The following is a 21487-nucleotide window of genomic DNA, read 5'->3' as shown; positions in this document are numbered from 1 at the left end:
CCGGTCTCTCCCAGGCGTCTCAACCGTCTTTCCAGTCCGTCAGGCCGTCACTCCGACCAACCAACACCGCCTCAGCAGCGCCGGTGAAGGGCGTTCTAAGGATAACTACAAATCACCGCAAGCAGAAAATGACAGGAATAGGAAAAAAATCGCGAAAACAAAAACTATTGTTTATTTTCAATATATTGCTTCCGTCATACCTCCCCAGAACTCAGTTTTTGCCTAGGCCTCGCAGTGAGAAATCACTCACTGTCTGACTTGCCCACATGGTTACCCACAGCCCAGCCCCCGAGTCATGCGGAATCGGCGTGCCGGGACGCCGTATTGAATGCCGGTTTGGGCAGCCGCAGCAGTAACAGGGCAAGAATCACGAACAGGTAGATCAGAGGCTCGATCTGAAAGCCCTTCGCCAACATAACGTAGTGCAGCCCCGCAAGAATGGCTGCCGGGTAGACCAGCTTGTGCAGGCGCCGCCAAGCCGCCCCCAGCCACCGGACCGAGGCATTGTTCGACGTGATCCCAAGCGGCAGCATCAGAACGAATGCCGCCATGCCGACCGTGATGTAGGGTCGCTTTATGATGTCTGCCCAGATTTGACTTGGGTCTTGCACGTCCAGAACCAGCCAAACCAAAAGATGGCACGCCACATAGGACAGGGTCAAAATGCCTATGGCCCGCCTGAACTTCATGAGGTTCAAGCCGGTGAGCCGCCTCAGCGGCGTGACCGCCAAACCCAGGATCATCAACTGAAGCGCCAGTTCTCCATATTCATGTTCCAAAGCCTCGATCGGTTCGACCCCAAGGCCACCGGTCATGCCTTGGTAGAACAACCAGGGCGCTGGAACCAATCCGGCGATGTAGATCGCCCAGACAGGAACGCGGCGCAGTATCTGGTTCAGCTTGTGCATGGCCTCAGTAGTATTCCTTGAGATCCATTCCGTCATAAAGCCCTGCGACCTCTTCTTCGTAACCGTTGAACATCAGTGTCGGTTGTCGCTTGGCAAACAACCCGCCGCCGATGCGGCGTTCCGAGGCCTGGGACCACCGCGGATGATCCACGGTCGGGTTCACGTTGCTGTAGAACCCGTATTCACGCGGGTTGGCCATGTTCCAGCTGGTTGGCGGCTCGTCCTCGGTCAGAGTGATGCGTACGATCGATTTGATCGACTTGAAGCCATATTTCCACGGAACAACCAGGCGCAGCGGGGCGCCGTTCTGGTTGGGGATCGGGCGGCCATAGATACCCGTCGCCATGATCGTCAACGGATGCATGGCTTCATCCAGCCGTAGACCTTCGCGATACGGCCAGTCCAGAACCGGATATGCAACGCCTGGCATCTCGTCGGGGCGCAGTGCGGTTTCGAAGGCCACGTATTTCGCCCCCTCCTGCACACCGGCCATGTTCAGCAGATCGGCCAGCTCGAACCCGTTCCAGGGCACGACCATCGACCAGGCCTCGACACAGCGGAACCGGTAGATGCGTTCTTCGGTCGTCATTTCGGACATGATGTCCTGGAAATCGTACTCTCCCGGGCGGTCAACCAACCCGTCGATCGTGACGCTCCATGGTTCGGTCTTGAGGGTATGGGCGTATTTCGCAGGGTCGTCCTTGCGGGTCCCGAACTCATAGTAGTTGTTGTAGGAGGTGATCTCTTCCCACGTGTTCTGCTCCAGCGCATCTTCCGCATCGGCACGGCCCGCGATCATCGCCAGTCCCGATCCGGCGAGTCCGGCCATGATCTGTCGGCGGTTCAGGAACGCCGCCCGCGGGGTCGTATCGGCATGTGTCAGGGTGTTGATCCAGCGGTGCGCCATTCCGTTCTCCGTTCAATTACAAAAATCAGCCTTGAGTTAGCCCCGTTTTAGCACCGGACCAACGCAACTTGCGTCACGATTGAGAGACGGGACTGTAACGAAGCCTGCGTTGCATTCCCGTCGCGCACAGACGAACACCTGTTTGGAGCGGCATCAACGGGATGGAAGCTGCACACCCGATAAGGTATCGCCGAAACCACCAGAGACTGTGTGAAGGCCGCCCCGTGTTACTGACCAAAACCATTCCTTTGTCCCTTTCGATCCTGTGGCGCTTTGCGGTGACTTTCCCGATCCTGCTCATCGGCCTTTTTCTGTTCGGCGCGTTGGGTGGCGTGATCGGGTTCGTCATCGGGTTGATCCTGCCCGGAACACTGTTCATCGCAACCTTCCTGATCAGCGCCTCATCCGGCGTGATCCCGATCATGGTCGGCGCCCGGTTCGGGTTCCAGTCAAAGCTGATCCGACCCGGTGTGGGCTATCGCAAGCTGATCGTTCCCGCCATTGCCTACGGCGCGGCGGAGTCCCTGGCGATCGGCCTGATCCTTGCGCCAGTGGTCGGGTTGGCCTTCGTTCAGGTCGCGCCGAATCTGGTTGATCTGACCAAGACCCCCGAAACACCGGCCCTGGACTGGCTGACCTCTGCCGGCGCGTCGGTTTCGGTGGCGGGCCTCGTCGTCACGCTTGCAGTATTCACGGTAGCCTCGGCTGCGCGGGCCAGTCTGCTGGTTCCCCTGGCTGCGGCGGCCTTGGGCAGCGATCCAGACGACCGACCTTATACACCCTTCCGCAATCTGGGTGCGTCCTTCTGGCCGCTCTTTGCTTTGGTGGCTATCAGCTATGTATCGATGATGGTGCTTTACGTCCTCGCCTTTCTGGCCGTGGCATTCCTGGCGGGGCTCCCGGCGTTGGCAACGTCCGTCACCGAAATCGAAGGCCTGTTCCGAGGCGGCGCCATCGAAAACCCGATCTGGCCTGCCGTGGCCTTGTTTCTCAGCTTTATCCTGGTCGGGCTTTGGGGGCTGAGCCTGCAATCCGCTGGCGCGGTATTGGCCTATCTGAAACTGCAGGGCGGGCGCCCCAGCCGCCATATGGTGGATCCGGCCCAGCGCATGGCTCCGCCGGCACCACCACCATCGCCCGAGTCCGGTCCGCGCCTGAGTGCCGACGACTTGCGAGCATTGCGCAAAAGCCGTCAGAACCAAGACTGATTGGTGCGCATGAAAAAGGCCCGCCATTTTTGGCGGGCCTTTCCTGTTTCAGCCAAGCCGCAGCTTAGTGGACCACGGCCTCGTCCGGGCGCGGGCGGTCGCTGGTGCCCAACCGGTCGCCGATGATCAGACCATCGGGTCCGGCAGTTACCGGCACGGTGTCGCCATCCCGGATGTCGCCGGCCAGCAAAGCCTCGGCCAGCGGGTTCTGCAGGGCACGCTGGATCACGCGCTTGAGCGGACGCGCCCCGAAGACCGGGTCGTAGCCTTCGTTGGCCAGCCACTCCTTGGCAGCATCGTCCAGCACAAGATCGATCTTGCGCCCGGCAAGCCGCTTCCGCAGGCGGGACAGCTGGATGTCGACGATTGCATCCATATCCGACCGCTGAAGCCGGTCGAAGATGATGGTCTCATCCAGACGGTTCAGGAACTCGGGCCGGAAATGCGCCCGGACCGCGTCCATCACGTCGCGCTTGGCCTGCGCCGTGTCGGCCCCTTCGGCCAACTGGCTGAGCGCCTGCGAGCCGAGGTTCGAGGTCAACACGATCAGCGTTTGCTTGAAGTCGACCGTGCGCCCCTGGCCATCAGTCAGGACACCATCGTCCAACACCTGCAACAGCACGTTGAACACGTCCGGATGCGCCTTCTCGACCTCGTCGAACAGCACCACCTGGTACGGCCGGCGACGGACGGCTTCGGTCAGAACGCCACCTTCCTCATAGCCGACATAGCCCGGCGGAGCACCGATCAGGCGGGCGACGGCGTGTTTCTCCATGAACTCGGACATGTCGATCCGCACCATCGCGTGTTCGTCGTCGAACAGGTATTCGGCGACGGCCTTGGTCAGCTCGGTCTTACCCACACCGGTCGGGCCGAGGAACAGGAACGAGCCCAACGGGCGGTTCTCGTCGTTCAGACCCGCCCGGGCCCGGCGCACGGCGTTGGCCACGGCGCGCACGGCCTCGTCCTGGCCGACCACGCGGGCATGCAGCGCGTCTTCCATGCGCAGCAGCTTTTCGCGCTCGCCTTCCAGCATCTTCGAGGTCGGGATACCCGTCCAGCGTTCGACCACGGCCGCGATCTGTTCGGGACGCACCGTTTCCTTGGCCATGACCGCGTTGCTTTCCTGGCTTTCGGCCTCGGCCAGCTTGCGCTCCAGCTCGGGGATCACGCCATAGGACAGCTCACCGGCCTTGGCCAGATTGCCCTCGCGCTTGGCGATCTCCAGCTCGGCACGCGCCTTGTCCAGATGTTCCTTCAGCTCGCGGGCGCTGGCCAGCTTGTCCCGCTCGGCCTGCCACTGGGCGGTCATCTCAGCGGATTTCTCCTTGAGCTCGGCCAGTTCCTTCTGCAAGGCCTCAAGCCGATCTTTCGAAGCCGCGTCATCTTCAAGCTTCAGCGCCTCTTCCTCGATCTGGAGTTGCAGGATCTGGCGATCCAGCTGGTCCAGCTCTTCCGGCTTGCTGTCCACTTCCATGCGCAGACGCGAGGCGGCCTCATCCACGAGGTCGATCGCTTTGTCAGGCAGGAAGCGGTCGGTGATGTAGCGGTGCGACAAGGTCGCGGCCGACACAAGCGCCGAATCCGAGATTCGGACACCATGGTGCAGCTCGTATTTTTCCTTGATGCCGCGCAGGATGCTGATCGTGTCTTCGACCGTAGGTTCCTGCACGAAGACGGGCTGGAACCGGCGGGCAAGGGCCGCGTCCTTCTCGACGTATTTGCGGTATTCGTCCAGCGTGGTGGCACCGATGCAGTGCAACTCGCCCCGCGCCAGCGCAGGCTTGATCAGGTTGGCCGCATCCATCGCACCGTCGGACTTGCCGGCACCCACCAGCGTGTGCATCTCGTCGATGAACAGGATGATCTCGCCGGCGGCGGCGGTGACCTCGTTCAGAACGGCTTTAAGACGTTCCTCGAACTCGCCACGGTATTTCGCACCGGCGATCAGGGCACCCATGTCCAACGCCAGCAGCTTCTTGTCCTTCAGCGATTCCGGAACGTCGCCGTTCACGATGCGCAGAGCCAGACCTTCGGCGATGGCGGTCTTACCCACACCGGGCTCACCGATCAGAACCGGGTTGTTCTTGGTCCGGCGCGACAGAACCTGCATGGCGCGGCGGATTTCCTCGTCGCGGCCGATGATTGGGTCGATCTTGCCCTCGCGGGCGGCCTCAGTCAGGTCGCGGGCGTACTTCTTCAGCGCGTCATAGCCTTCTTCGGCATTGGCGCTGTCGGCGGTGCGGCCCTTGCGGATGTCGTTGATCGCCTCGTTCAGCTTCTGGGCGGACACGGCACCGGCTTCCAGGGCCTCTTTGGCCTTGGATTTGACGATGCACAGCGCCATCAGCACGCGCTCGACCGGCACGAAGCTGTCGCCGGCCTTCTTGGCGATCTTCTCGGCCTCGTCCAGAACCTTGGCGGTCTGGCCGTCCAGATAGACCTGGCCCGCGTCGCCGCTAACCTTCGGGATCTTGGCCAGGGCAACATCCAGCGCCTCGACCACGCGCTCGGGCGCGCCGCCCGCACGTTTGATCAGGTTGCTGGCCAGCCCCTGGTCATCATCCATCAGTGCTTTCAGAATATGTTCGGGAGCCAGTCTCTGGTGTCCCTCGCGCAGCGCAATGGTTTGCGCCGCCTGCACGAAACCTCGTGCACGCTCGGTGAACTTGTTCAAGTCCATGGCATTCTCCTTTTCCAAGCGCCCGTTAAATTTGCGCCTGCTTGGCAGCACGCAGCGGTCCGGGCCTCATGGATCAATTTGGGAAATGTCTTCGCCGCTTCAAGAGGGTAGCGGGTGAAAAAACGCTCAGCCGCGGGGAATCGTATAAACGGTATAGCCGCCGGTTTCGGCCACCTGCTGAGCATTCTGCATCTCGACCAGCGACTGCGCGGCGGCGCTGCCGGTGGGGCACGAGACAAGGTCGGCCGTGTGGTCCAGGAAATTGACGGTAAAGGCGGTTTCGCCAGTCAACTGGCACCAGTCATCTTCGGACCGATAGCCGCCGACCAGGTACAAATCGTCATTGGTGGGCGGCGGGGCAGCGCCCGTCTCGGGTTGTGGAGGGGTGTCGTCACAAGCGGCGAGCGCGGCCACGGCGGCCAGCGGAAATAGGTGCTTCATGGTCTGTCCCTTTGGTGCAATTCTCGTTTCTGAATGGCGGCACCATAGCACAGTTGGGCCAAAGCGGGGAAACCCGGGCCTCCCCTGCCAGCCGTGGCGGTCAATCGCCTTCGATTTCCCGGATCAGTTTTGTTGCAACGTCGTCGCCCTGATCGGCCGCAAGACGGTAATATTTCAACGCGCCTTCGATCTCGCCCGCTTCGTACAGCAGCCGGCCAAACTTGCGCTGCGAGGCCATATGGCCAAGCTCGGCCGCCCTGCCCCAGAGCACAAAAGCCGCCTGCGTGTCCTGGGGCACGCCGTCCCGCCCGTGATAGGTCAGCGACCCCAGATTATGCAGCGCCACGACGTCATCTTCTTCGGCGGCCTGGAAATAATACTCCAACGCCTTTTCGATATCCTTGGGATATCCGTTCTGGCCGGTTTCGTAGATCAAGCCCAGATGCACCGCAGCATCGACGTTTCCGTGATCGGCGGCCCGCTCCAGATAGTCGACCGCGCGGTCCATATCCTGTGCGACATGCGTACCGTCGCGATGAAAGATGCCCAGGCGGACCATAGAAGGATCATACCCAAAGAACGCAGCCCGTTCATAATACTCGAGCGCCTTGTCGATATCGCGCGCGACACCATCCCCGTGCTCATAGCCGTATGCCACGTTGTGCATCCCCATGGACAGGCCGGCATCGGCGGCCGCCATGTACCACCCGAACGCCGTTTCATCGTTTTCGGGAACGATCTCACCCTCGTTATAGAGCGAAGCGAGCGTGTTCATCGCCAGCCCGCTGCCTTCCATTGCCGCCAGCTCCGAAAATTCGAGCGCCATTTCCAGCTTGCCGCCTTTCATCAGCGCCCGGCCGAACGCGGCGACGACCTCGGCATCGACATTCTGGTCTTTCAGCAGCAGATCGGCACAGATCGCCATCGCATTCTCGGCGTCCATGTCTGCCCATTCCACCCCCTCGAAATAAGGCGACTGGCCCGGAGCGGCAGCGGCCATCAGGCACTCATATTCTCCATCCGAATAGTCGGGCTCGTATGGCGGATCGTCGGGGTCTGGTTCCGGCCGGGGTCGCAGGTCGGTGACAAGCAGGCGTCGTGTCTCTTCTTTGGGGGCGCTGACCTCCTCCGGTTCAGGTGCGCCTTCGTTGAACTGGGCCAGTTGCTCGCGTGCAAGTTGCGAGTAGATCGGGCACTCCGCATAGACCTCGGCAAAGCTTTGGATGGCCGCCGCCGACCCGCTGTCCTTGACGTCCGCCCAGACCAGTCGGGCCTCTCCGCAATCCGTTTCGCCGGCCCAGACAGCGCCCGCCCCGGCCAAAACAGCTGCCGAAGCCATCACACCCAACCGTATCATCCTGTACTACCCTGCGTCTTTTCTTGTCTGATTGCGCCACACGCTCTACAGAAGCGCCGATCCCGTCAAGCCTGAAAGGTCGAAACAATGCCCAAAGCCCTGCCCCAAACCGCAGATGACCGCCTGATCGTCGCCCTCGACGTACCCAACGCGCTGGAAGGGCTGAAAATGGCCGAGACGCTGGGCGACGCGGTATCGTTCTACAAGATCGGTCTGGGCATGCTGACCGGTGGCGGGTTGGCCTTGGCAAACGAGTTGAAGCAGGAGTACGGCAAGCGCATCTTTCTGGACATGAAGCTGTTCGACATCGGCAACACGGTCGAGAATGCCGTGCGGGGGCTGGCGCAATTCGATCTGGATTTCCTCACGGTGCATGGCGACCCCCACGTGGTGCGTGCCGCCAAAGAAGGCGCAGCAGGCAAGGACCTGAAGATCCTGGCGGTGACCATCCTGACCTCGCTGAACCGTGACGATCTGGATGCAGGTTTGATGAAGTCCGGCGACATGCAGCATATGGTTCTGGAACGCGCGGTCCGCGCATTCGAGGCCGGCGCCGACGGCGTGATCGCCAGTCCGCAAGAGGCGGCCCTGATCCGCGCCCTGCCCCAGGCCGAAGGCCGACTGATCGTCACCCCTGGCGTGCGGCCGTCCGGATCGGACCTTGGCGATCAGAAACGCGTCGCGACACCCGCCGCCGCAATCAATGAAGGGGCCGATCACATCGTGGTCGGGCGGCCGATTTATCAGGCCGCCGACCCCAAGGCTGCAGCCGACGCCGTACTGGCCGAGTTGCGTTCGGCGTAGCCTTTCGAGGGCAAGTCGCGTCAAATCACCATTCCAGAAGCACGATTTGGCCCGCAAGCGGTTGACCTTGCGTCACTTTTGGCCGCGGCCGCGCCAAATTGCCTCTGTGCCCCAAAACACACATGAAAAACACGAGTTTTGGGACCTGCTTCGTAGGCCTATCGAAATCGACATTTTTGGGCGATTCTGATCAAGAGACACTCCCCAACGGGCCGCGTCTTCCTGAGGCCCGTTACCTCCCCCCGCGAAACTGCGGGGGGTCTTCTTGTCGGCCCCACCTTTTCGTTCAATCGCTTTGCGCTGCAGCGTGCGGTGTTGTACTTTTGGCACCTCGGCCAGACTGCTCATTCACGGTGCCCGTGGAAAGGAAATGATGCCCGCTCTCTGTCGCGATTGCCTTGCCAGTCTTCACGACGAACGGCGCTGCCCCTCCTGCGGCAGCCCGCGGGTGTTGCGGCATCCAGAGCTGTTCGATCTGACCATCGCCCATATGGATTGCGATGCGTTCTATGCCTCGGTCGAAAAGCGCGACAACCCCGAACTGGCGGGCAAGCCGGTGATCATCGGCGGGGGGCGGCGTGGCGTGGTGTCAACAGCCTGCTATGTGGCGCGTATTCGCGGCGTGCGCTCGGCCATGCCAATGTTTCAGGCGCTGAAACTATGCCCCGATGCAGTGGTGATCAAACCGCGCATGTCCATCTATGTCGAGGTCTCACGACAGATCCGCGCGATGATGGACGAACTGACACCGGATATCGAACCCCTGTCACTGGACGAGGCGTTCATGGACCTGTCAGGCACTCAGCGGCTGCATGGCGCGCCGCCCGCGGTGATGCTGGCACGGCTGGTCAAACGCATGAAAGACGAACTGGGTCTGACCGGCTCGATCGGGCTTTCGCACAACAAGTTTCTGGCCAAGGTGGCGTCCGATCTGGACAAACCGCGCGGGTTTTCCGTGATCGGCATGGCGGAAACCGCCGAGTTTTTGAACGGCAAACCGGTGCGGTTGATCTGGGGCATCGGACCGGCTGCGCAGGAGTCACTGGAACGGGCCGGCATTCGCACATTCTCGGACTTGCTGCGATGGGATCAAGAGGCCCTCACGGCGCGCTTCGGCTCGATGGGCTATCGGCTGTGGCACCTGGCCAGAGGGCAGGACAAGCGGCGCGTTTCGGCCCACGAGCCGATGAAGTCGATCAGCAATGAAACAACGTTTTTTGAAGACACCGCCAACCCCGACATTCTGGACGGCCACCTTTGGCGCATGGCCGAAAAGGTGGCCGACCGAGCGAAGGCCAAGGGGCTGGCCGGGCGGGTCGTGACGCTGAAGCTCAAAAAGGCCAACCACAAACTGCTGACCCGCCGGGTCTCGTTGCGGGATGCGACACAGATGGCCGACCGCATCTACCGCACCGCTCGCGGGCTGTTCGATCAGGTCGGCGATCAGGGCCCCTATCGTCTGCTGGGCTGCGGATTGTCAGACCTGTGCGCCGAAGATCAGGCAGACATATCCGGCGACCTGCTGGACCCTGGGGCCACGCAACGCTCGAAAGCAGAACGTGCGACAGACGAGATCCGCCGAAAATATGGAACTGATGCAATCGTGAAGGGCCGAGCGCTGCGGTGACTCTTCCTATTCGGCGGCCAACCGTGCCGGCTGAGAACCAATTCGGGCGATATCCGCAATGACTTCTTCCAGAATATCCCTGAACGCCAGGAAATTGGCGTTGGGCTCGATCGTGTTCTCATTCATGTAGAGCGCCCGGTCGATCTCGATCTGAATCGCATGCTGATGGCGGGCAGGACGCCCGTAGGTCTGGGTCACGTACGCCCCTGCAAAGGGTGTGTTACGGGCCACGGTCAGACCTGCGGACGAAAAGGCCGCTTCGATCTGATCAACAATGACGCCCGATGCCGAGGCACCAAACCGATCCCCCAGTACGATCTCGGGACGGCGACCCTTGGGGTTCCCGGCCATGGCAACGGCCTCGTGCGGCATCGAGTGGCAGTCGATAAGGATGGCCTGTCCAAACATGTTGATCGATTCGGCCAAAAGAGACTTCAGGCGGGCGTGATAGGGACGCCAATAGGTGTCGATGCGCAGACGCGCTTCGTCCATCGTAAGTTTGCCACTGTAGATTGCGCGACCGTTGGATACGACACGGGGGATCACGCCCAACCCCGATACCACGCGCGGGTTGTGCCCCTGACGGCGCGCGCCCAGAATCAACGCAGGATCCAGTTCTTCGGCGCTGCGGTTGAGGTCAAGGAACGCGCGCGGCATCTGCGCCGCAATCAACGGTGCGCCGTGGATCGAGGCGGAAGCGAACAGTTGATCGACAAAGGCATCTTCGGAAGAGCGAATCACATTGCGGTTCAGAACCGAACGATCCAGAAAGCCTGGCAAATAGTTCCGGCCGCTATGTGGCGAAGAAAAAACAACGCACGACGTGCGTTCTGCGGGCATTTCCAAAGCGTATGCGGCGCTGTGCATGGCCTCTCCTTCTTTGCCGATAACATAGACCGGAAAATTGTTGGACCAAACCCCTTGAACCCCTTCGCGACTCCTTTTATAGACCCCTCCACCGGCGCGGAGATCCGCGCCCCGTTTCGTTATGGGGCAGGATACGCAAAGGGAAAGTGGGCGGTTAGCTCAGCGGTAGAGCACTTCGTTGACATCGAAGGGGTCACAAGTTCGATCCTTGTACCGCCCACCATCGTTTCACTGTTTCGGGTCTGACCCGGGGCACCCGCTAACCCAGGCGCTGGCCACGTCCTTGATGAAGGCGCCGCAGAATTGGAGAGAGACCATGAAGGTCAAGAACTCGCTCCGCTCGCTCAAGAACCGGCACCGCGACTGCCGGGTTGTGCGTCGCAAAGGCCGCGTCTATGTGATCAACAAGACGCAGCGCAAGTTCAAAGCTCGTCAGGGCTGAGAACGGCAAATCGCTGTTTCAAAGAACCGCGCCTCCGGGCGCGGTTTTTTTTGTGCCGCGCGCCGAGACTGACCGTTCGTGTTAGGCTGTCGAAAACAGCCGGGAGCGCGAAACGGATGAAACACTCTTGCATCGACATACTGGTGGGCACCACCAAGGGTGCCTTCGTGATCATCGGAGACCGGGAGCGCGAATCTTGGCGCGTTACGGGTCCGCATTGCGGCGGCTGGCCCATCAATCACGTCGTCGGAGATGACGAAACCGGGACGCTCTGGGCCGGCGGTGGCGGCGACTGGCACGGAGCCGGCGTCTGGCGCTCCGAGGATGGCGGCCAAAGCTGGGAGGTCACCAAACTCACCCAAGGGCAGCAAGACGAGTGGGCCGCGAACGATCCCGACTTTGCCGAGTTGATCGGGTGGACCGGGGAAGTAGCACCGTTCGGCGATGAGTTCTCGCAGATCTGGTCGCTGCATTTTTCAGGCGGCGCATTGTACGCGGGAGCCAAACCGGCGCGGCTGTTGGTCAGTTCGGATGCTGGTCAGACCTGGGAAACGGTCAATGGCCTGACCGATCACCCCTCAGCCGAAGACTGGTCGCCGGGGGCCGCAGGCTTGGTGCTGCACACGATCGTTTCCGATCCAGACGATGCGCAAAAGCTGTGGGTGGGCATATCGGCGGCCGGAGTATTCGCCTCGGAAGACGGCGGCACTACGTGGGAGCGGCGCAACCGGCTGTCGAACGCCGAGAGTTGCGACCAGCACGACCATCCGGCCGCGCCGCGGGACGGTCAAATCGGTCATTGCGTACACAACATGGTCCGGGCGCCCGGCACCAAAGGGCTGCTGTATCAACAGAACCATCATGGTGTCTGGCGTTCGTCCGACGGCGGGCGCAGCTGGGACGATATCTCGGGCGGGTTGCCGTCGACCTTTGGATTCCCAATCCACGTCCATCCCCACGATCCCAATACGATCTGGACCTTCCCCCTGAACGGAGACAGCATCGGACGGTATCCGCCGGATGCGGCAGCGGCGGTCTGGAAGTCGACAGATGGTGGTCAAAGCTGGACCGCTTGTCGCGAAGGGCTGCCGCAGACCAGCTGCTTTTTCACTGTTCTGCGCCAGGCGATGGCAGGAGATTGTCGTGACCCTGCGGGTGTCTATTTCGGAACCAACAGCGGCTCGGTGTTTGCAAGCACCGACGAAGGCGATACCTGGACCGAGATCGCCAGGCATCTGCCGACCATTTTGTCGGTCGAGACAATTCAACGCGTGCGCTAGCCATCTCTGCCCGGCGCACCCAAACACGCTGCGGCAAATTAGACCAAGTAATTTTGTCGGATTTTCTTGCATCCTGCCCGGAATCGTTTAATTGAGCAAATCAGTCGGGAAATGCCCCGCTCACGAGATTCGACAACTGGGACATCCACAGATGAAAACCACGAGCTTTATCGCCGCCGCACTGTCGGCCCTGATCGCGGGATCAGCCGCCGCCGAAGGCGAGCTGAACCTTTACTCCTCGCGCCACTACGACACCGACGAGCGTCTCTACACCGATTTCGAAGAAGCCACTGGCATCAAGATCAACCGCATCGAAGGCAAGGCCGACGAGCTGATCGCGCGGATGGAAGCCGAAGGCGCGAACTCGCCCGCCGACATCCTGCTGACCGTGGACACCTCGCGCCTGGCGCGGGCCAAGAACGCCGGCCTGCTGCAGGCGGTCGACAGCGACGTTCTGGAAGAGCGCATCCCCGCCAACCTGCAGGACGAAGACAACCAGTGGTTCGGCTTCTCGCAGCGCGCGCGCGTCATCTTCTACGACAAGAATGACGTGACCAACCCGCCGGCCACCTACCTGGATCTGGCCGACCCTGAATACAAAGGGCTGGTTTGCATCCGGTCGTCCAGCAACACCTACAACCAGACCCTGCTGGCCTCGATCATCACCCATCATGGTGCCGAAAAGGCCAAAGAATGGGCCGAGGGCGTCGTGGCCAACATGGCGCGTGAACCTCAGGGCGGCGACACCGATCAGCTGCGTGGAATCGTGTCCGGTGAATGCGAAATCGCCGTGTCGAACTCGTACTACTTTGCGCGTGCCCTGCGCAAAGACGTCAAGGGCCTGTCGGACAGCGTCGACATGATCGGAATTCAATTCCCCGCGCAGGATGCCGAAGGCGCACACATGAACCTGTCGGGTGCGGGCGTCGCGGCCCATGCCCCGAACAAGGACAATGCGGTCAAGTTCCTGGAATACCTCGCCAGCGATCAGGCACAGGTCTACTTCTCGAACGGCAACGATGAATTCCCGGCCGTCCAAGGTGTTGAGCTGGCCGAGAACGTGGCCGCTCTGGGTGAATTCAAGGCCGATGAAGTGAACCTGTCTGAAGTCGCCAAGAACATCCCCGAGGCCCAGAAGATCTTCAACGAGGTTGGCTGGAAGTAAGCCGACATCATATCGAGCAGTTGAAGGGGCGCAGCACAGGCGCCCCTTTTTATTTGATTTATTTCTGCTACATTTCTCATTATCGAAACTGATTCTCGGATATGAGAAATGCTAGACAACCTGTCCAGCCGCCTCGCGCGCCATCTGAGCGACCTGCGCCGCAGCCGGGGCTGGTCGCTTGAACAACTCGCGCAGGCCAGCGGGGTCAGCCGGGCCACCCTGTCGCGCATGGAGAAGGCCGAGGTCAGCCCGACGGCCGAGAATCTTGGCCGATTGTGCGCAGCCTACGGACTGCCGATGTCGCGCCTGTTGATGATGGTCGAGGACAGCTTCGACCCCAAGGTTCCTTACGAACGGCAGATCGAATGGCGCGACCCCGAAACCGGGTTCACGCGGCGGTCGGTGTCGCCGCCCTCGGCGGGGCTGACGGGCGAGGTTCTGGAATGTCACCTCCCACCCGGCACAACGATCACCTATGACGCACCGCCTCGTCCCGGGCAGGAACATCACTTGATCGTGCTGGATGGCGCATTGACTCTGACCGTTGATGGAACGTCCCATGCGCTGAACGGGGGTGATTGCCTCCGCTATCATCTGTCGGGCGCGACCCGTTTTGAAACCGAGGCGTCCCGCGGCGCCCGCTACATTCTGGTGCTGATATGATTACACGCCTGACCGAAACGACTTTTGACCAAGCGGTGGAGGATCTGGCGGATATCCTGCATGGCTGCGTGCATACCGGCGCCAGCATAGGGTTCATTCTGCCGTTTTCCCATGACGCCGCGCGCGCCTATTGGCAGGAGCGCGTGCGCCCGGCGCTGTCAGCCGGAGAGCTGGATCTTTTCGTGGCCTATGGCGACGGACGCATCCAAGGGACGGTTCAGCTGATTCCGGCTGCGATGCCCAACCAGCCGCACCGCGCCGATGTGGCCAAGCTGCTGGTGCATCCCGACGCACGGCGGCGCGGGCTGGGCCGCGCCTTGATGGGTGCTCTGCAAGAGCGCGCCGTCGAACTTGACCGATCCCTGTTGGTGCTGGACACACGCAGCACCGACCCGTCGCGCATCCTGTACCAGAGCCTGGGCTTTGAAACTGCCGGAGAGATTCCCGGCTATTGCCGCAACCCGTTCGAACCCGTGTTCGAACCCACCACCTACATGTACAAGGCGCTGGGCTAACGCAGCACCAGGTCGGCCGCGCCCGAGTTCTGCACCACGCGCCGGGCGTTGGGAATGTCATTGGCGAAGGCTCGGCTCTCGGCTTCGTCGCGCGGCAGGCCCAGCCCGATCCAACGGTCCAGCAACCGCGCCTCGAGCGTCGGCAGGGGCACGTCCAGAAACACGGTCAGCGCCCACAGATCGCTCAGATCGTTCCAACCCGGTTCGTCCAGCAGGAGATAATTTCCCTCGACGATCACCACCTTCTGGTCGCGGGTCACGAACGAACAGGCGGCGATGGACTTGTCGAGCACGCGGTCGAACTCGGGCACGGCGACCTCGTCTTCGGCCTGAAGGCGGCGCACCAAGGCGTGAAAGCCCGGCAGGTCGAATGTCTCGGGCGCACCCTTGCGCGGCAGCAGATCGCGTGCCGTCAGGATCTGGTTGTCATAGTGGAAACCATCCATCGACAGCAGCCCGGTCGGAATGCCGCGCCCCTGCAGCGCCTGTTGGGCAAGAGCGGCCACGGTGGATTTCCCCGCACCCGGCGGCCCGGCCACGGCAACAAGCTGGCGCGCTTCGCCGTCCGCCAGCCCGGCTGCGGCGTCGGCGATCCGCTCGGCCAGCGCCTGCGGCGATGACCCTTCGGTCGTCATGCCGCGCGATCCTGGTCCGGCGGCTCTTTGGCGCCCGTCATGAATGCCACGGCATCGGACATGGTGTAGTCTTTGGGGTCGATCACGCAGAGCCGCTTGCCAAGCCGATGCACATGGATGCGGTCGGCCACTTCGAACACATGGGGCATGTTGTGGCTGATCAGAATGATCGGAATGCCACGCGATTTCACGTCCTGGATCAGTTCCAGAACCCGCCGGCTTTCCTTGACGCCAAGCGCCGCGGTGGGTTCATCAAGGATGATGACCTTGGACCCGAACGCCGCCGCCCGGGCCACGGCCACACCCTGACGTTGTCCACCCGACAGGGTCTCGACCGCTTGGTTGATGTTCTGGATCGTCATCAGCCCCAGTTCGTTCAGCTTGTCGCGCGCGAACTTCTCCATCGCCGGACGGTCGAGCATCCGGAACACCGAACCCAACGGTCCCTTGCGCCGGATCTCGCGCCCCATGAACATGTTGTCGGTGATCGACAGGGCGGGCGACATGGCCAACGTCTGATAGACCGTTTCGATCCCGGCTTCGCGCGCGTCGATGGGCGAGTGGAAATCGACCTTGCGGCCTTCCAGCCAGATCTCGCCCTCATCCGGGGCGACGGCACCGGAAACCGCCTTGATCAAGGTCGATTTACCCGCGCCGTTGTCCCCGATCACGGCCAGGATCTCGCCCGGCATCAGGTCGAAATCGCAATGATCCAGCGCCGTGACCTTGCCATAGCGTTTGACCAGATTGCGCCCTTTGAGAATGGGTTCCATCACGCTGCTACCTTTCTGATCCACTGGTCCACGGCCACGGCGGCGATGATCAGCATGCCGATAAGAAGGAAAGTCCACTGCGCATCCGCGCCCAACAACCGCAGTCCGAGGGTAAACACGCCAACGATCAGCGCCCCAAACAACGAGCCCAGGATCGATCCGCGCCCCCCGAACAAGGAAATGCCTCCGATCACGACGGCGGTGATGCTTTCGATGTTGGCCAACTGCCCCGAGGTGGGCGAGACCGAGCCAATGCGCCCGATCAGCGCCCAGCCGGCAAAGGCGCAGATCAGCCCCGACAGCATGTAGACCGACATCAGCGTGCGATGCACGTTTACGCCCGACAGCTCGGCGGCCTCGGGGTCGTCGCCCACGGCATAGACATGGCGCCCCCACGCGGTATGCCGCAGCGCATAGGCCAGAACCAGGATCAGCACCAGCATGAAGATCACCCCGACCGTGAACACAGCCCCGCCGACATTGAACTTGGCGCCGAACAGTTGAAGGATCGGGGCGTTGGCCTCGATTTCCTGCGATCGGATGGTTTCATTCTGTGAATACAGGAAGTTGGCGGCCAGTACGATCTGCCACATGCCCAGCGTCACGATGAAGGGCGGCAACTTGACCCGGCTGACCAGGAAACCATTCACCGCGCCGATGGCGGTCCCGATGGCCAGACCGCACAGGATCGCCACCGTGGGCGGCAGCCCATAGCGGAAGGTGAACTGGCCCATCACCACCGAGGACATGACCATGATCGCCCCCACGCTCAGGTCGATCCCGGCGGTCAGGATCACAAGACTCTGGGCGGCGGCCACGATGCCGACGATCTGCACCTGTTGCAGGATCAGGGTCAGTGCGAATGGCGAAAAGAACTTGGCCCCAAGCAAGGCGCCGAAAATCAGGATCGCCGCGACCAGAACGATCAGCGGCACCAGCGACGGGTTCACATGCAGAAAGTGTTGGACCGTCCCCATGAAACCGCGGTGGTGATCTTCGAATTCGGCAACTTGTTCCGGGCTGCCTTTGGCCGCCGCTTCGAAGTCGTCGGACTGTCTCGATGTGTCGGACATCAGTGAGGTTCCCCCATGCGTCAAGCTCCCGTCTTGGGGCGACTCTAGCAAAATTTCGGGTGAGGTCGTGGTTCAATTCAGGGGCCGCGCGCTGCGGCCCCTGAAGGGTTCAGATCAGCCCCAGCAGAGGTCCATGCCCTCTTTGACAGAGATCGACTCGACGCCTTCGGCCGGCTTGTCCGTCACCAGCGCAACACCGGTGTCGTAGAAGTCCTTGCCGGGCGTGTTCTCGGGCTTCACGCCCTCGTCGGCCCATTTCTTGACCGCCTCCACGCCAAGCGACGCCATCAGCAGCGGGTATTGCTGCGAGGTCGCACCGATCACACCGTCGGCCACGTTCTGCACACCGGGGCAGCCGCCGTCGACAGATACGATCAGCACGTCGTTTTCGCGGCCGATGGCCTTGAGCGCTTCATACGCACCCGCGGCGGCCGGTTCGTTGATCGTATAGACCACGTTGACCATCGGGTCCTTGGCCAGAAGGTTCTCCATGGCCTTGCGGCCGCCCTCTTCATTGCCGGCGGTGACGTCATGGCCCACGATGCGCGGGTCGGTTTCGTCGCCCCATTTATTCGGGTCGCCTAGGTCAATGCCGAAGCCCTGCAGGAAGCCCTGATCGCGCAGCACCCCGACCGAGGGCTGGCTGACTGCGAGATCCAACATCGCGATCTTCGCATTCTGCGCTTCATCTCCCAGCGTGGCTGCGGCCCATTTGCCGATCAACTCGCCCGCCAGAAAGTTGTCGGTTGCGAAAGTCGCGTCCGCCGAGTCGATTGGTTCGAGCGGTGTATCCAGCGCGATGACCAACACACCCGCGTCGCGTGCCTGCTGAACGGCCGGAACGATCGACGAGGTATCGGATGCGGTCAACAGGATACCCTTGGCGCCGTCCAGAATGCAGGTCTCGATCGCCTGCACCTGAGTCTCATGGTCGCCGTCGATCTTGCCGGCAAACGCCTTGAGCGTCATGCCCAGTTCTTCGGCCTTGGCGGTGGCACCCTCTTTCATCTTCACGAAGAAGGGGTTGGTGTCGGTTTTGGTGATCAGGCAGACCGTGTCCTGCGCGGCGGCAGCGCCTGCCATGGCTGTAAAGGCCAGCGCGGTCGCGCCAGCAAATGCTGAAATCTTCAAGGCTTTTCCTCCCAATATCTCCGATACCCGACGGGCATCTAAGGAATCCGAACGGATTTCTTCCGGCTCCCATGTGTCAAACCATCCGGTGATTCTCGGGTTCTGTCAATAAATAAATCACTCTTATTTATTATTGACACTGGGTAGGCGCATCCACATTCTTGACTGAAGGAGGAGCGGCCCGTGCCCGACGAACAATCAGCGCAAAGCAATCCGCCCGAGCGCGTTTCGACCGTGCGCGGGACGAACCAAAGTGGCATGCGCGCCCACAATGAACGACTGGTGCTGTCACTGGTCCGCCGGCACCAAGCGCTCGCCAAATCGGAGCTGGCCCGCATGACCGGATTGTCGGCGCAGACTGTCTCGGTGATCATGCGCCAACTGGAAAGCGATGGGTTGCTGCTGAGGGGCGAGCCACAACGTGGCAAGGTTGGGCAACCATCGGTGCCAATGCGCCTGAATCCGGATGGGGCCTATTTTCTGGGGCTGAAGGTCGGCCGCCGCAGCACCGAGCTGGTATTGACCGATTTCCTGGGCAAAGTACGGGATCGCGCGCGCGAGACCTATGATTATCCCACCCCCGGTGCGACATTGGATTTCGCCACGGGCACATTGGACAGGATGATACACCAGATGCCGGCAGCATCGCGTGACCGGGTTGCCGGGTTGGGCATTGCGATGCCCTTCTATCTCTGGGACTGGGCGCAGACCCTGAATGTCCCGCAAGAAAGGATGGATCCATGGCGCTCGGCCGATCTGCAGGCCAGTCTTTCCCAAGCGCGAAACATTCCGGTCTATCTGCAGAATGATGCCACCGCAGCCTGCGGGGCAGAGTTGGTGTTCGGACCATCTGAAAGGCCGCGGAACTTTCTGTATTTCTACATGGGTTACTTCATTGGCGGGGGAGTCGTCCTGAACGGCGTCATTTTTTCCGGGCGCGGGAATGCAGGCGCCTTGGGTCCGTTGCCGGTTCCCGTCGGCTCGGGCGAAGTCAAACCCCTGATCGATGTCGCCAGCCTGTGCGTGCTTGAGCAGAAGCTTGTCGCCGCAGGGCTGGATCCCTTCCACATGTGGGAGACCCCGGACCATTGGGACATGCCGGACACGCTTCTCGAGGCATGGATGGACGAGGCTGCGAAAGGTCTGGCCTATGCGATCCTGTCTTCCTGCAGCCTGATCGACTTTGAAACGGTGAAAATCGATGGCTGGACGCCCGAGAGCGTTACCGCTCGCTTGATCGAACGTGTTGAGACGCATCTCTCCCAGCTCAACTTCACCGGGCTCGAGCAGCCCTCGGTTCTGGCCGGGTCGGTGGGTCCGGATGCCCGCGCCCTGGGGGCAGCCAGCTTGCCTCTGTCGGACAGATACCTTGTCGAAACCTGAACGACAGCCGCGGACCTCCAAGAGCATTGGCGAGGTTTCGCCTGACGAACGATCACAAAGCCCGCGCCAACCCTTCCCCGTACAGCCGGTCTAAGATATTACAGGCACGGCGCCAGCACTGCTTGGCGGGCTGCAGGTACCACGTGTTCAGAATGAGGTTCTATTATTGAAACTGCGTCACCTTTTACCCGCCCTTATCGCATGGTCAGCCCTCCCCTTTGCGGCCAGTGCGCAATCATCTGACGCCGATGGCGCAGGGTTGTCACTGGAACTCAACGCGGCGCAGGATGTGGGGCAGGCCTGTCGGCTGTCATTTCTGATCACGAACGAAACCGGACAGGCGATCGACAAAGCCGTTTTCGAAACCGTGATCTTCGACACGCAGGGTTCGGTGATCAAACTGTCATTGTTCGATTTTCGGGATTTGCCGCAGGACCGCCCGCGTGTGCGCCAATTCGACCTGCCCGACAGACCATGCGCAACGGTCGGGCGCGTTCTGATAAACGGCGCCAGTTCCTGCGTAACCGGTGGTTCCGAGAGTGATCTTTGCAATTCGGCCCTTTCGGTGACCAGCCGCTTGGAAATGGAGCTTTTGGGATGAACATCTTCAACGCGCTTGGCCAGATCCTTGCACTAGGCGGGCCAGTAGTGGCGATCCTTCTTGTGATGTCGATCCTGACCGTGGCGGTTTCGATCTACAAGCTCTGGCAGTTTGCGGCCTGTGGCGTCGGCCGCCACAGGGTGCTGTCCCAGGCATTGGCGGCCTGGGATGCCGGAGACCACGACACTGCGCGCGAGCGTCTGGCCGCCAGCAGCAGCTACCTTGCCCCGATCGTGGGTGCGGCAATGAACGCCCAGGATACGGCGGGGCTGGACGAACGGCTGGACGCCGAAGCCGGACTGGCGTTGGCCGGGCTCGAGCGCGGTTTCCGGCTTTTGGATACGGTCGCGCAGTTGGCCCCCTTGCTGGGGTTGTTCGGTACGGTTCTGGGCATGATCGAAGCGTTCCAAAGCCTGCAGACGGCCGGGGCCGGTGTGGATCCGTCGCTGCTGGCTGGTGGGATCTGGGTTGCGCTGGTGACGACTGCGGTGGGTCTGGCGGTTGCGATGCCCACATCCATGGTCCTGTCCTGGTTCGAAAGCCGTACCGCGCGCGAGCGGGTGTTCGCAGACAAGGCCTTGCGCACGATCCTCGTACCGACCCAGGCGCTGCCTGCAGCAACGACAAGCACCGCGTTTGTCGCCGCGCCGGGACATGCGTAACGCGGCCCCATTCGTTCGGCGCGCCATGTCGATGACACCGCTCATCGACGTGATTTTTCTGCTTTTGCTGTTCTTCATGCTGACGTCGACCTTTTCGACATTCGGAGAGATTCAACTCAGCAGCGCAGCCGCGGGCCCATCAGAGCCCAGCGCCCCGTCGGATCGCGCTTTTGTGCAATTGGGGGCGAACCGCGTGGTGCTGAACGGAGCACCGCTCTCGCTGGATGAATTGGCACAGGCGCTGCAGCCCGGGCAAGTGCTGGTCAGTCTTGACGGCGACGTTACCGCCCAACGGCTTGTTGACTTTCTGGTGAAATTGCGCGGCCTCGACGGTCTGTCGGTAACGGTTCTGGAGTGACGCC

The 21487-nt window shown here is 61.6% G+C and carries 23 protein-coding genes and 1 tRNA gene; 14 read left to right on the top strand and 10 right to left on the bottom strand.

Going from position 1 to position 21487, the window contains the following annotated elements:
• On the top strand, positions 1-226 hold a 226-nt coding region (locus ACR0IR_RS18420; RefSeq protein WP_480779156.1), incomplete at its 5' end, for a hypothetical protein.
• A gap of 67 nt (positions 227-293) precedes the next feature.
• Here ACR0IR_RS18420 and msrQ read toward each other — a convergent pair.
• Together msrQ and msrP are read right to left on the bottom strand one after the other, a co-directional pair.
• A complete protein-coding gene (gene msrQ / locus ACR0IR_RS18415) occupies positions 294-908 on the bottom strand; it encodes a protein-methionine-sulfoxide reductase heme-binding subunit MsrQ (protein ID WP_480779155.1) in 615 nt (204 codons plus the stop codon).
• 4 nt (positions 909-912) lie between these two features.
• Complete coding sequence (gene msrP / locus ACR0IR_RS18410) at positions 913-1815, bottom strand: protein-methionine-sulfoxide reductase catalytic subunit MsrP (RefSeq protein ID WP_170366322.1); 903 nt, start codon at positions 1813-1815, stop codon at positions 913-915.
• Between the two features lie 224 nt (positions 1816-2039).
• Here msrP and ACR0IR_RS18405 point away from each other — a divergent pair, with 224 nt between their 5' ends.
• Positions 2040-3023, top strand: coding sequence for a hypothetical protein (locus ACR0IR_RS18405; protein ID WP_170366324.1), 984 nt, complete (start codon positions 2040-2042; stop codon positions 3021-3023).
• Between the two features lie 64 nt (positions 3024-3087).
• Here ACR0IR_RS18405 and clpB read toward each other — a convergent pair whose 3' ends face one another.
• The 3 genes from clpB to ACR0IR_RS18390 all read right to left on the bottom strand — a co-directional run bounded on the left by clpB (position 3088) and on the right by ACR0IR_RS18390 (position 7504).
• Positions 3088-5706: an ATP-dependent chaperone ClpB gene (clpB, locus tag ACR0IR_RS18400; protein ID WP_170366326.1), complete on the bottom strand. Its 2619-nt coding sequence runs from the start codon at positions 5704-5706 to the stop codon at positions 3088-3090.
• Positions 5707-5832: 126 nt separating this feature from the next.
• Positions 5833-6147, bottom strand: coding sequence for a hypothetical protein (locus tag ACR0IR_RS18395; protein WP_093965477.1), 315 nt, complete (start codon positions 6145-6147; stop codon positions 5833-5835).
• Positions 6148-6247: 100 nt separating this feature from the next.
• On the bottom strand, positions 6248-7504 hold the full coding sequence (locus ACR0IR_RS18390) for a tetratricopeptide repeat protein (RefSeq protein ID WP_170366328.1): 1257 nt from the start codon (positions 7502-7504) through the stop codon (positions 6248-6250).
• Between the two features lie 87 nt (positions 7505-7591).
• Between ACR0IR_RS18390 and pyrF the strand changes: the two genes are divergently transcribed.
• Together pyrF and ACR0IR_RS18380 are read left to right on the top strand one after the other, a co-directional pair.
• Positions 7592-8308 (top strand): orotidine-5'-phosphate decarboxylase, encoded by a 717-nt coding sequence (gene pyrF / locus ACR0IR_RS18385; protein WP_170366330.1) that lies wholly within the window; start codon positions 7592-7594, stop codon positions 8306-8308.
• 373 nt (positions 8309-8681) lie between these two features.
• A complete protein-coding gene (locus ACR0IR_RS18380) occupies positions 8682-9935 on the top strand; it encodes a DNA polymerase IV (RefSeq protein ID WP_170366331.1) in 1254 nt (417 codons plus the stop codon).
• A gap of 6 nt (positions 9936-9941) precedes the next feature.
• Here the strand turns inward: ACR0IR_RS18380 and ACR0IR_RS18375 are convergent, their stop codons facing one another.
• A complete protein-coding gene (locus tag ACR0IR_RS18375; RefSeq protein WP_170342874.1) occupies positions 9942-10802 on the bottom strand; it encodes an N-formylglutamate amidohydrolase in 861 nt (286 codons plus the stop codon).
• Between the two features lie 148 nt (positions 10803-10950).
• Here ACR0IR_RS18375 and ACR0IR_RS18370 point away from each other — a divergent pair.
• The 6 genes from ACR0IR_RS18370 (at position 10951) to ACR0IR_RS18345 (ending at position 14867) form a co-directional block, all read left to right on the top strand.
• Positions 10951-11025 (top strand) — tRNA-Val (locus tag ACR0IR_RS18370).
• 93 nt (positions 11026-11118) lie between these two features.
• Entirely contained in the window at positions 11119-11244 is a 126-nt protein-coding gene (ykgO, locus tag ACR0IR_RS18365; protein ID WP_005648635.1) for a type B 50S ribosomal protein L36, read from the top strand.
• A gap of 116 nt (positions 11245-11360) precedes the next feature.
• Entirely contained in the window at positions 11361-12524 is a 1164-nt protein-coding gene (locus ACR0IR_RS18360; RefSeq protein WP_480779154.1) for a WD40/YVTN/BNR-like repeat-containing protein, read from the top strand.
• A gap of 151 nt (positions 12525-12675) precedes the next feature.
• On the top strand, positions 12676-13689 hold the full coding sequence (locus ACR0IR_RS18355) for a Fe(3+) ABC transporter substrate-binding protein (RefSeq protein ID WP_170366335.1): 1014 nt from the start codon (positions 12676-12678) through the stop codon (positions 13687-13689).
• A 108-nt stretch (positions 13690-13797) separates the two neighbouring features.
• A complete protein-coding gene (locus tag ACR0IR_RS18350) occupies positions 13798-14352 on the top strand; it encodes a helix-turn-helix domain-containing protein (protein ID WP_170342880.1) in 555 nt (184 codons plus the stop codon).
• Complete coding sequence (locus tag ACR0IR_RS18345; protein WP_170366336.1) at positions 14349-14867, top strand: GNAT family N-acetyltransferase; 519 nt, start codon at positions 14349-14351, stop codon at positions 14865-14867. The genes ACR0IR_RS18350 and ACR0IR_RS18345 overlap by 4 nt, the downstream gene beginning before the upstream one ends.
• Here the strand turns inward: ACR0IR_RS18345 and ACR0IR_RS18340 are convergent.
• The 4 genes from ACR0IR_RS18340 to ACR0IR_RS18325 all read right to left on the bottom strand — a co-directional run bounded on the left by ACR0IR_RS18340 (position 14864) and on the right by ACR0IR_RS18325 (position 18431).
• Complete coding sequence (locus tag ACR0IR_RS18340; protein ID WP_170366338.1) at positions 14864-15502, bottom strand: nucleoside/nucleotide kinase family protein; 639 nt, start codon at positions 15500-15502, stop codon at positions 14864-14866. The two genes, ACR0IR_RS18345 and ACR0IR_RS18340, sit on opposite strands and share 4 nt — an antisense overlap.
• Positions 15499-16275 carry an ATP-binding cassette domain-containing protein gene (locus tag ACR0IR_RS18335; RefSeq protein WP_170366340.1) on the bottom strand — a complete coding sequence of 259 codons (777 nt, stop codon included), beginning with the start codon at positions 16273-16275 and terminating at the stop codon, positions 15499-15501. The genes ACR0IR_RS18340 and ACR0IR_RS18335 overlap by 4 nt, the downstream gene beginning before the upstream one ends.
• Entirely contained in the window at positions 16275-17348 is a 1074-nt protein-coding gene (locus ACR0IR_RS18330) for an ABC transporter permease (RefSeq protein ID WP_093965462.1), read from the bottom strand. The genes ACR0IR_RS18335 and ACR0IR_RS18330 overlap by 1 nt, the downstream gene beginning before the upstream one ends.
• Before the next feature lie 114 nt (positions 17349-17462).
• Positions 17463-18431, bottom strand: coding sequence for a sugar ABC transporter substrate-binding protein (locus tag ACR0IR_RS18325; protein ID WP_170366448.1), 969 nt, complete (start codon positions 18429-18431; stop codon positions 17463-17465).
• A 306-nt stretch (positions 18432-18737) separates the two neighbouring features.
• Between ACR0IR_RS18325 and ACR0IR_RS18320 the strand changes: the two genes are divergently transcribed.
• The 4 genes from ACR0IR_RS18320 (at position 18738) to ACR0IR_RS18305 (ending at position 21483) form a co-directional block, all read left to right on the top strand.
• Positions 18738-19862 (top strand): ROK family transcriptional regulator, encoded by a 1125-nt coding sequence (locus ACR0IR_RS18320; protein ID WP_170366449.1) that lies wholly within the window; start codon positions 18738-18740, stop codon positions 19860-19862.
• Positions 19863-20121: 259 nt separating this feature from the next.
• Positions 20122-20463, top strand: a complete 342-nt coding sequence (locus ACR0IR_RS18315) for a hypothetical protein (protein WP_244952491.1) — start codon at positions 20122-20124, stop codon at positions 20461-20463.
• The gene (locus ACR0IR_RS18310) at positions 20460-21125 is read left to right on the top strand and encodes a MotA/TolQ/ExbB proton channel family protein (protein WP_170366345.1); all 666 of its coding nucleotides are present in this window, start codon (positions 20460-20462) and stop codon (positions 21123-21125) included. Before ACR0IR_RS18315 ends, ACR0IR_RS18310 begins: the two co-directional genes overlap by 4 nt.
• Before the next feature lie 31 nt (positions 21126-21156).
• The gene (locus tag ACR0IR_RS18305) at positions 21157-21483 is read left to right on the top strand and encodes an ExbD/TolR family protein (protein ID WP_093965501.1); all 327 of its coding nucleotides are present in this window, start codon (positions 21157-21159) and stop codon (positions 21481-21483) included.
• The last annotated feature ends 4 nt before the right edge of the window (positions 21484-21487 follow it).

Source organism: Ruegeria sp. CF2 (genome assembly GCF_056537385.1).
Note: the sequence above shows the minus strand (reverse complement) of the source record. Positions and strands in the feature narration are given on the sequence as shown.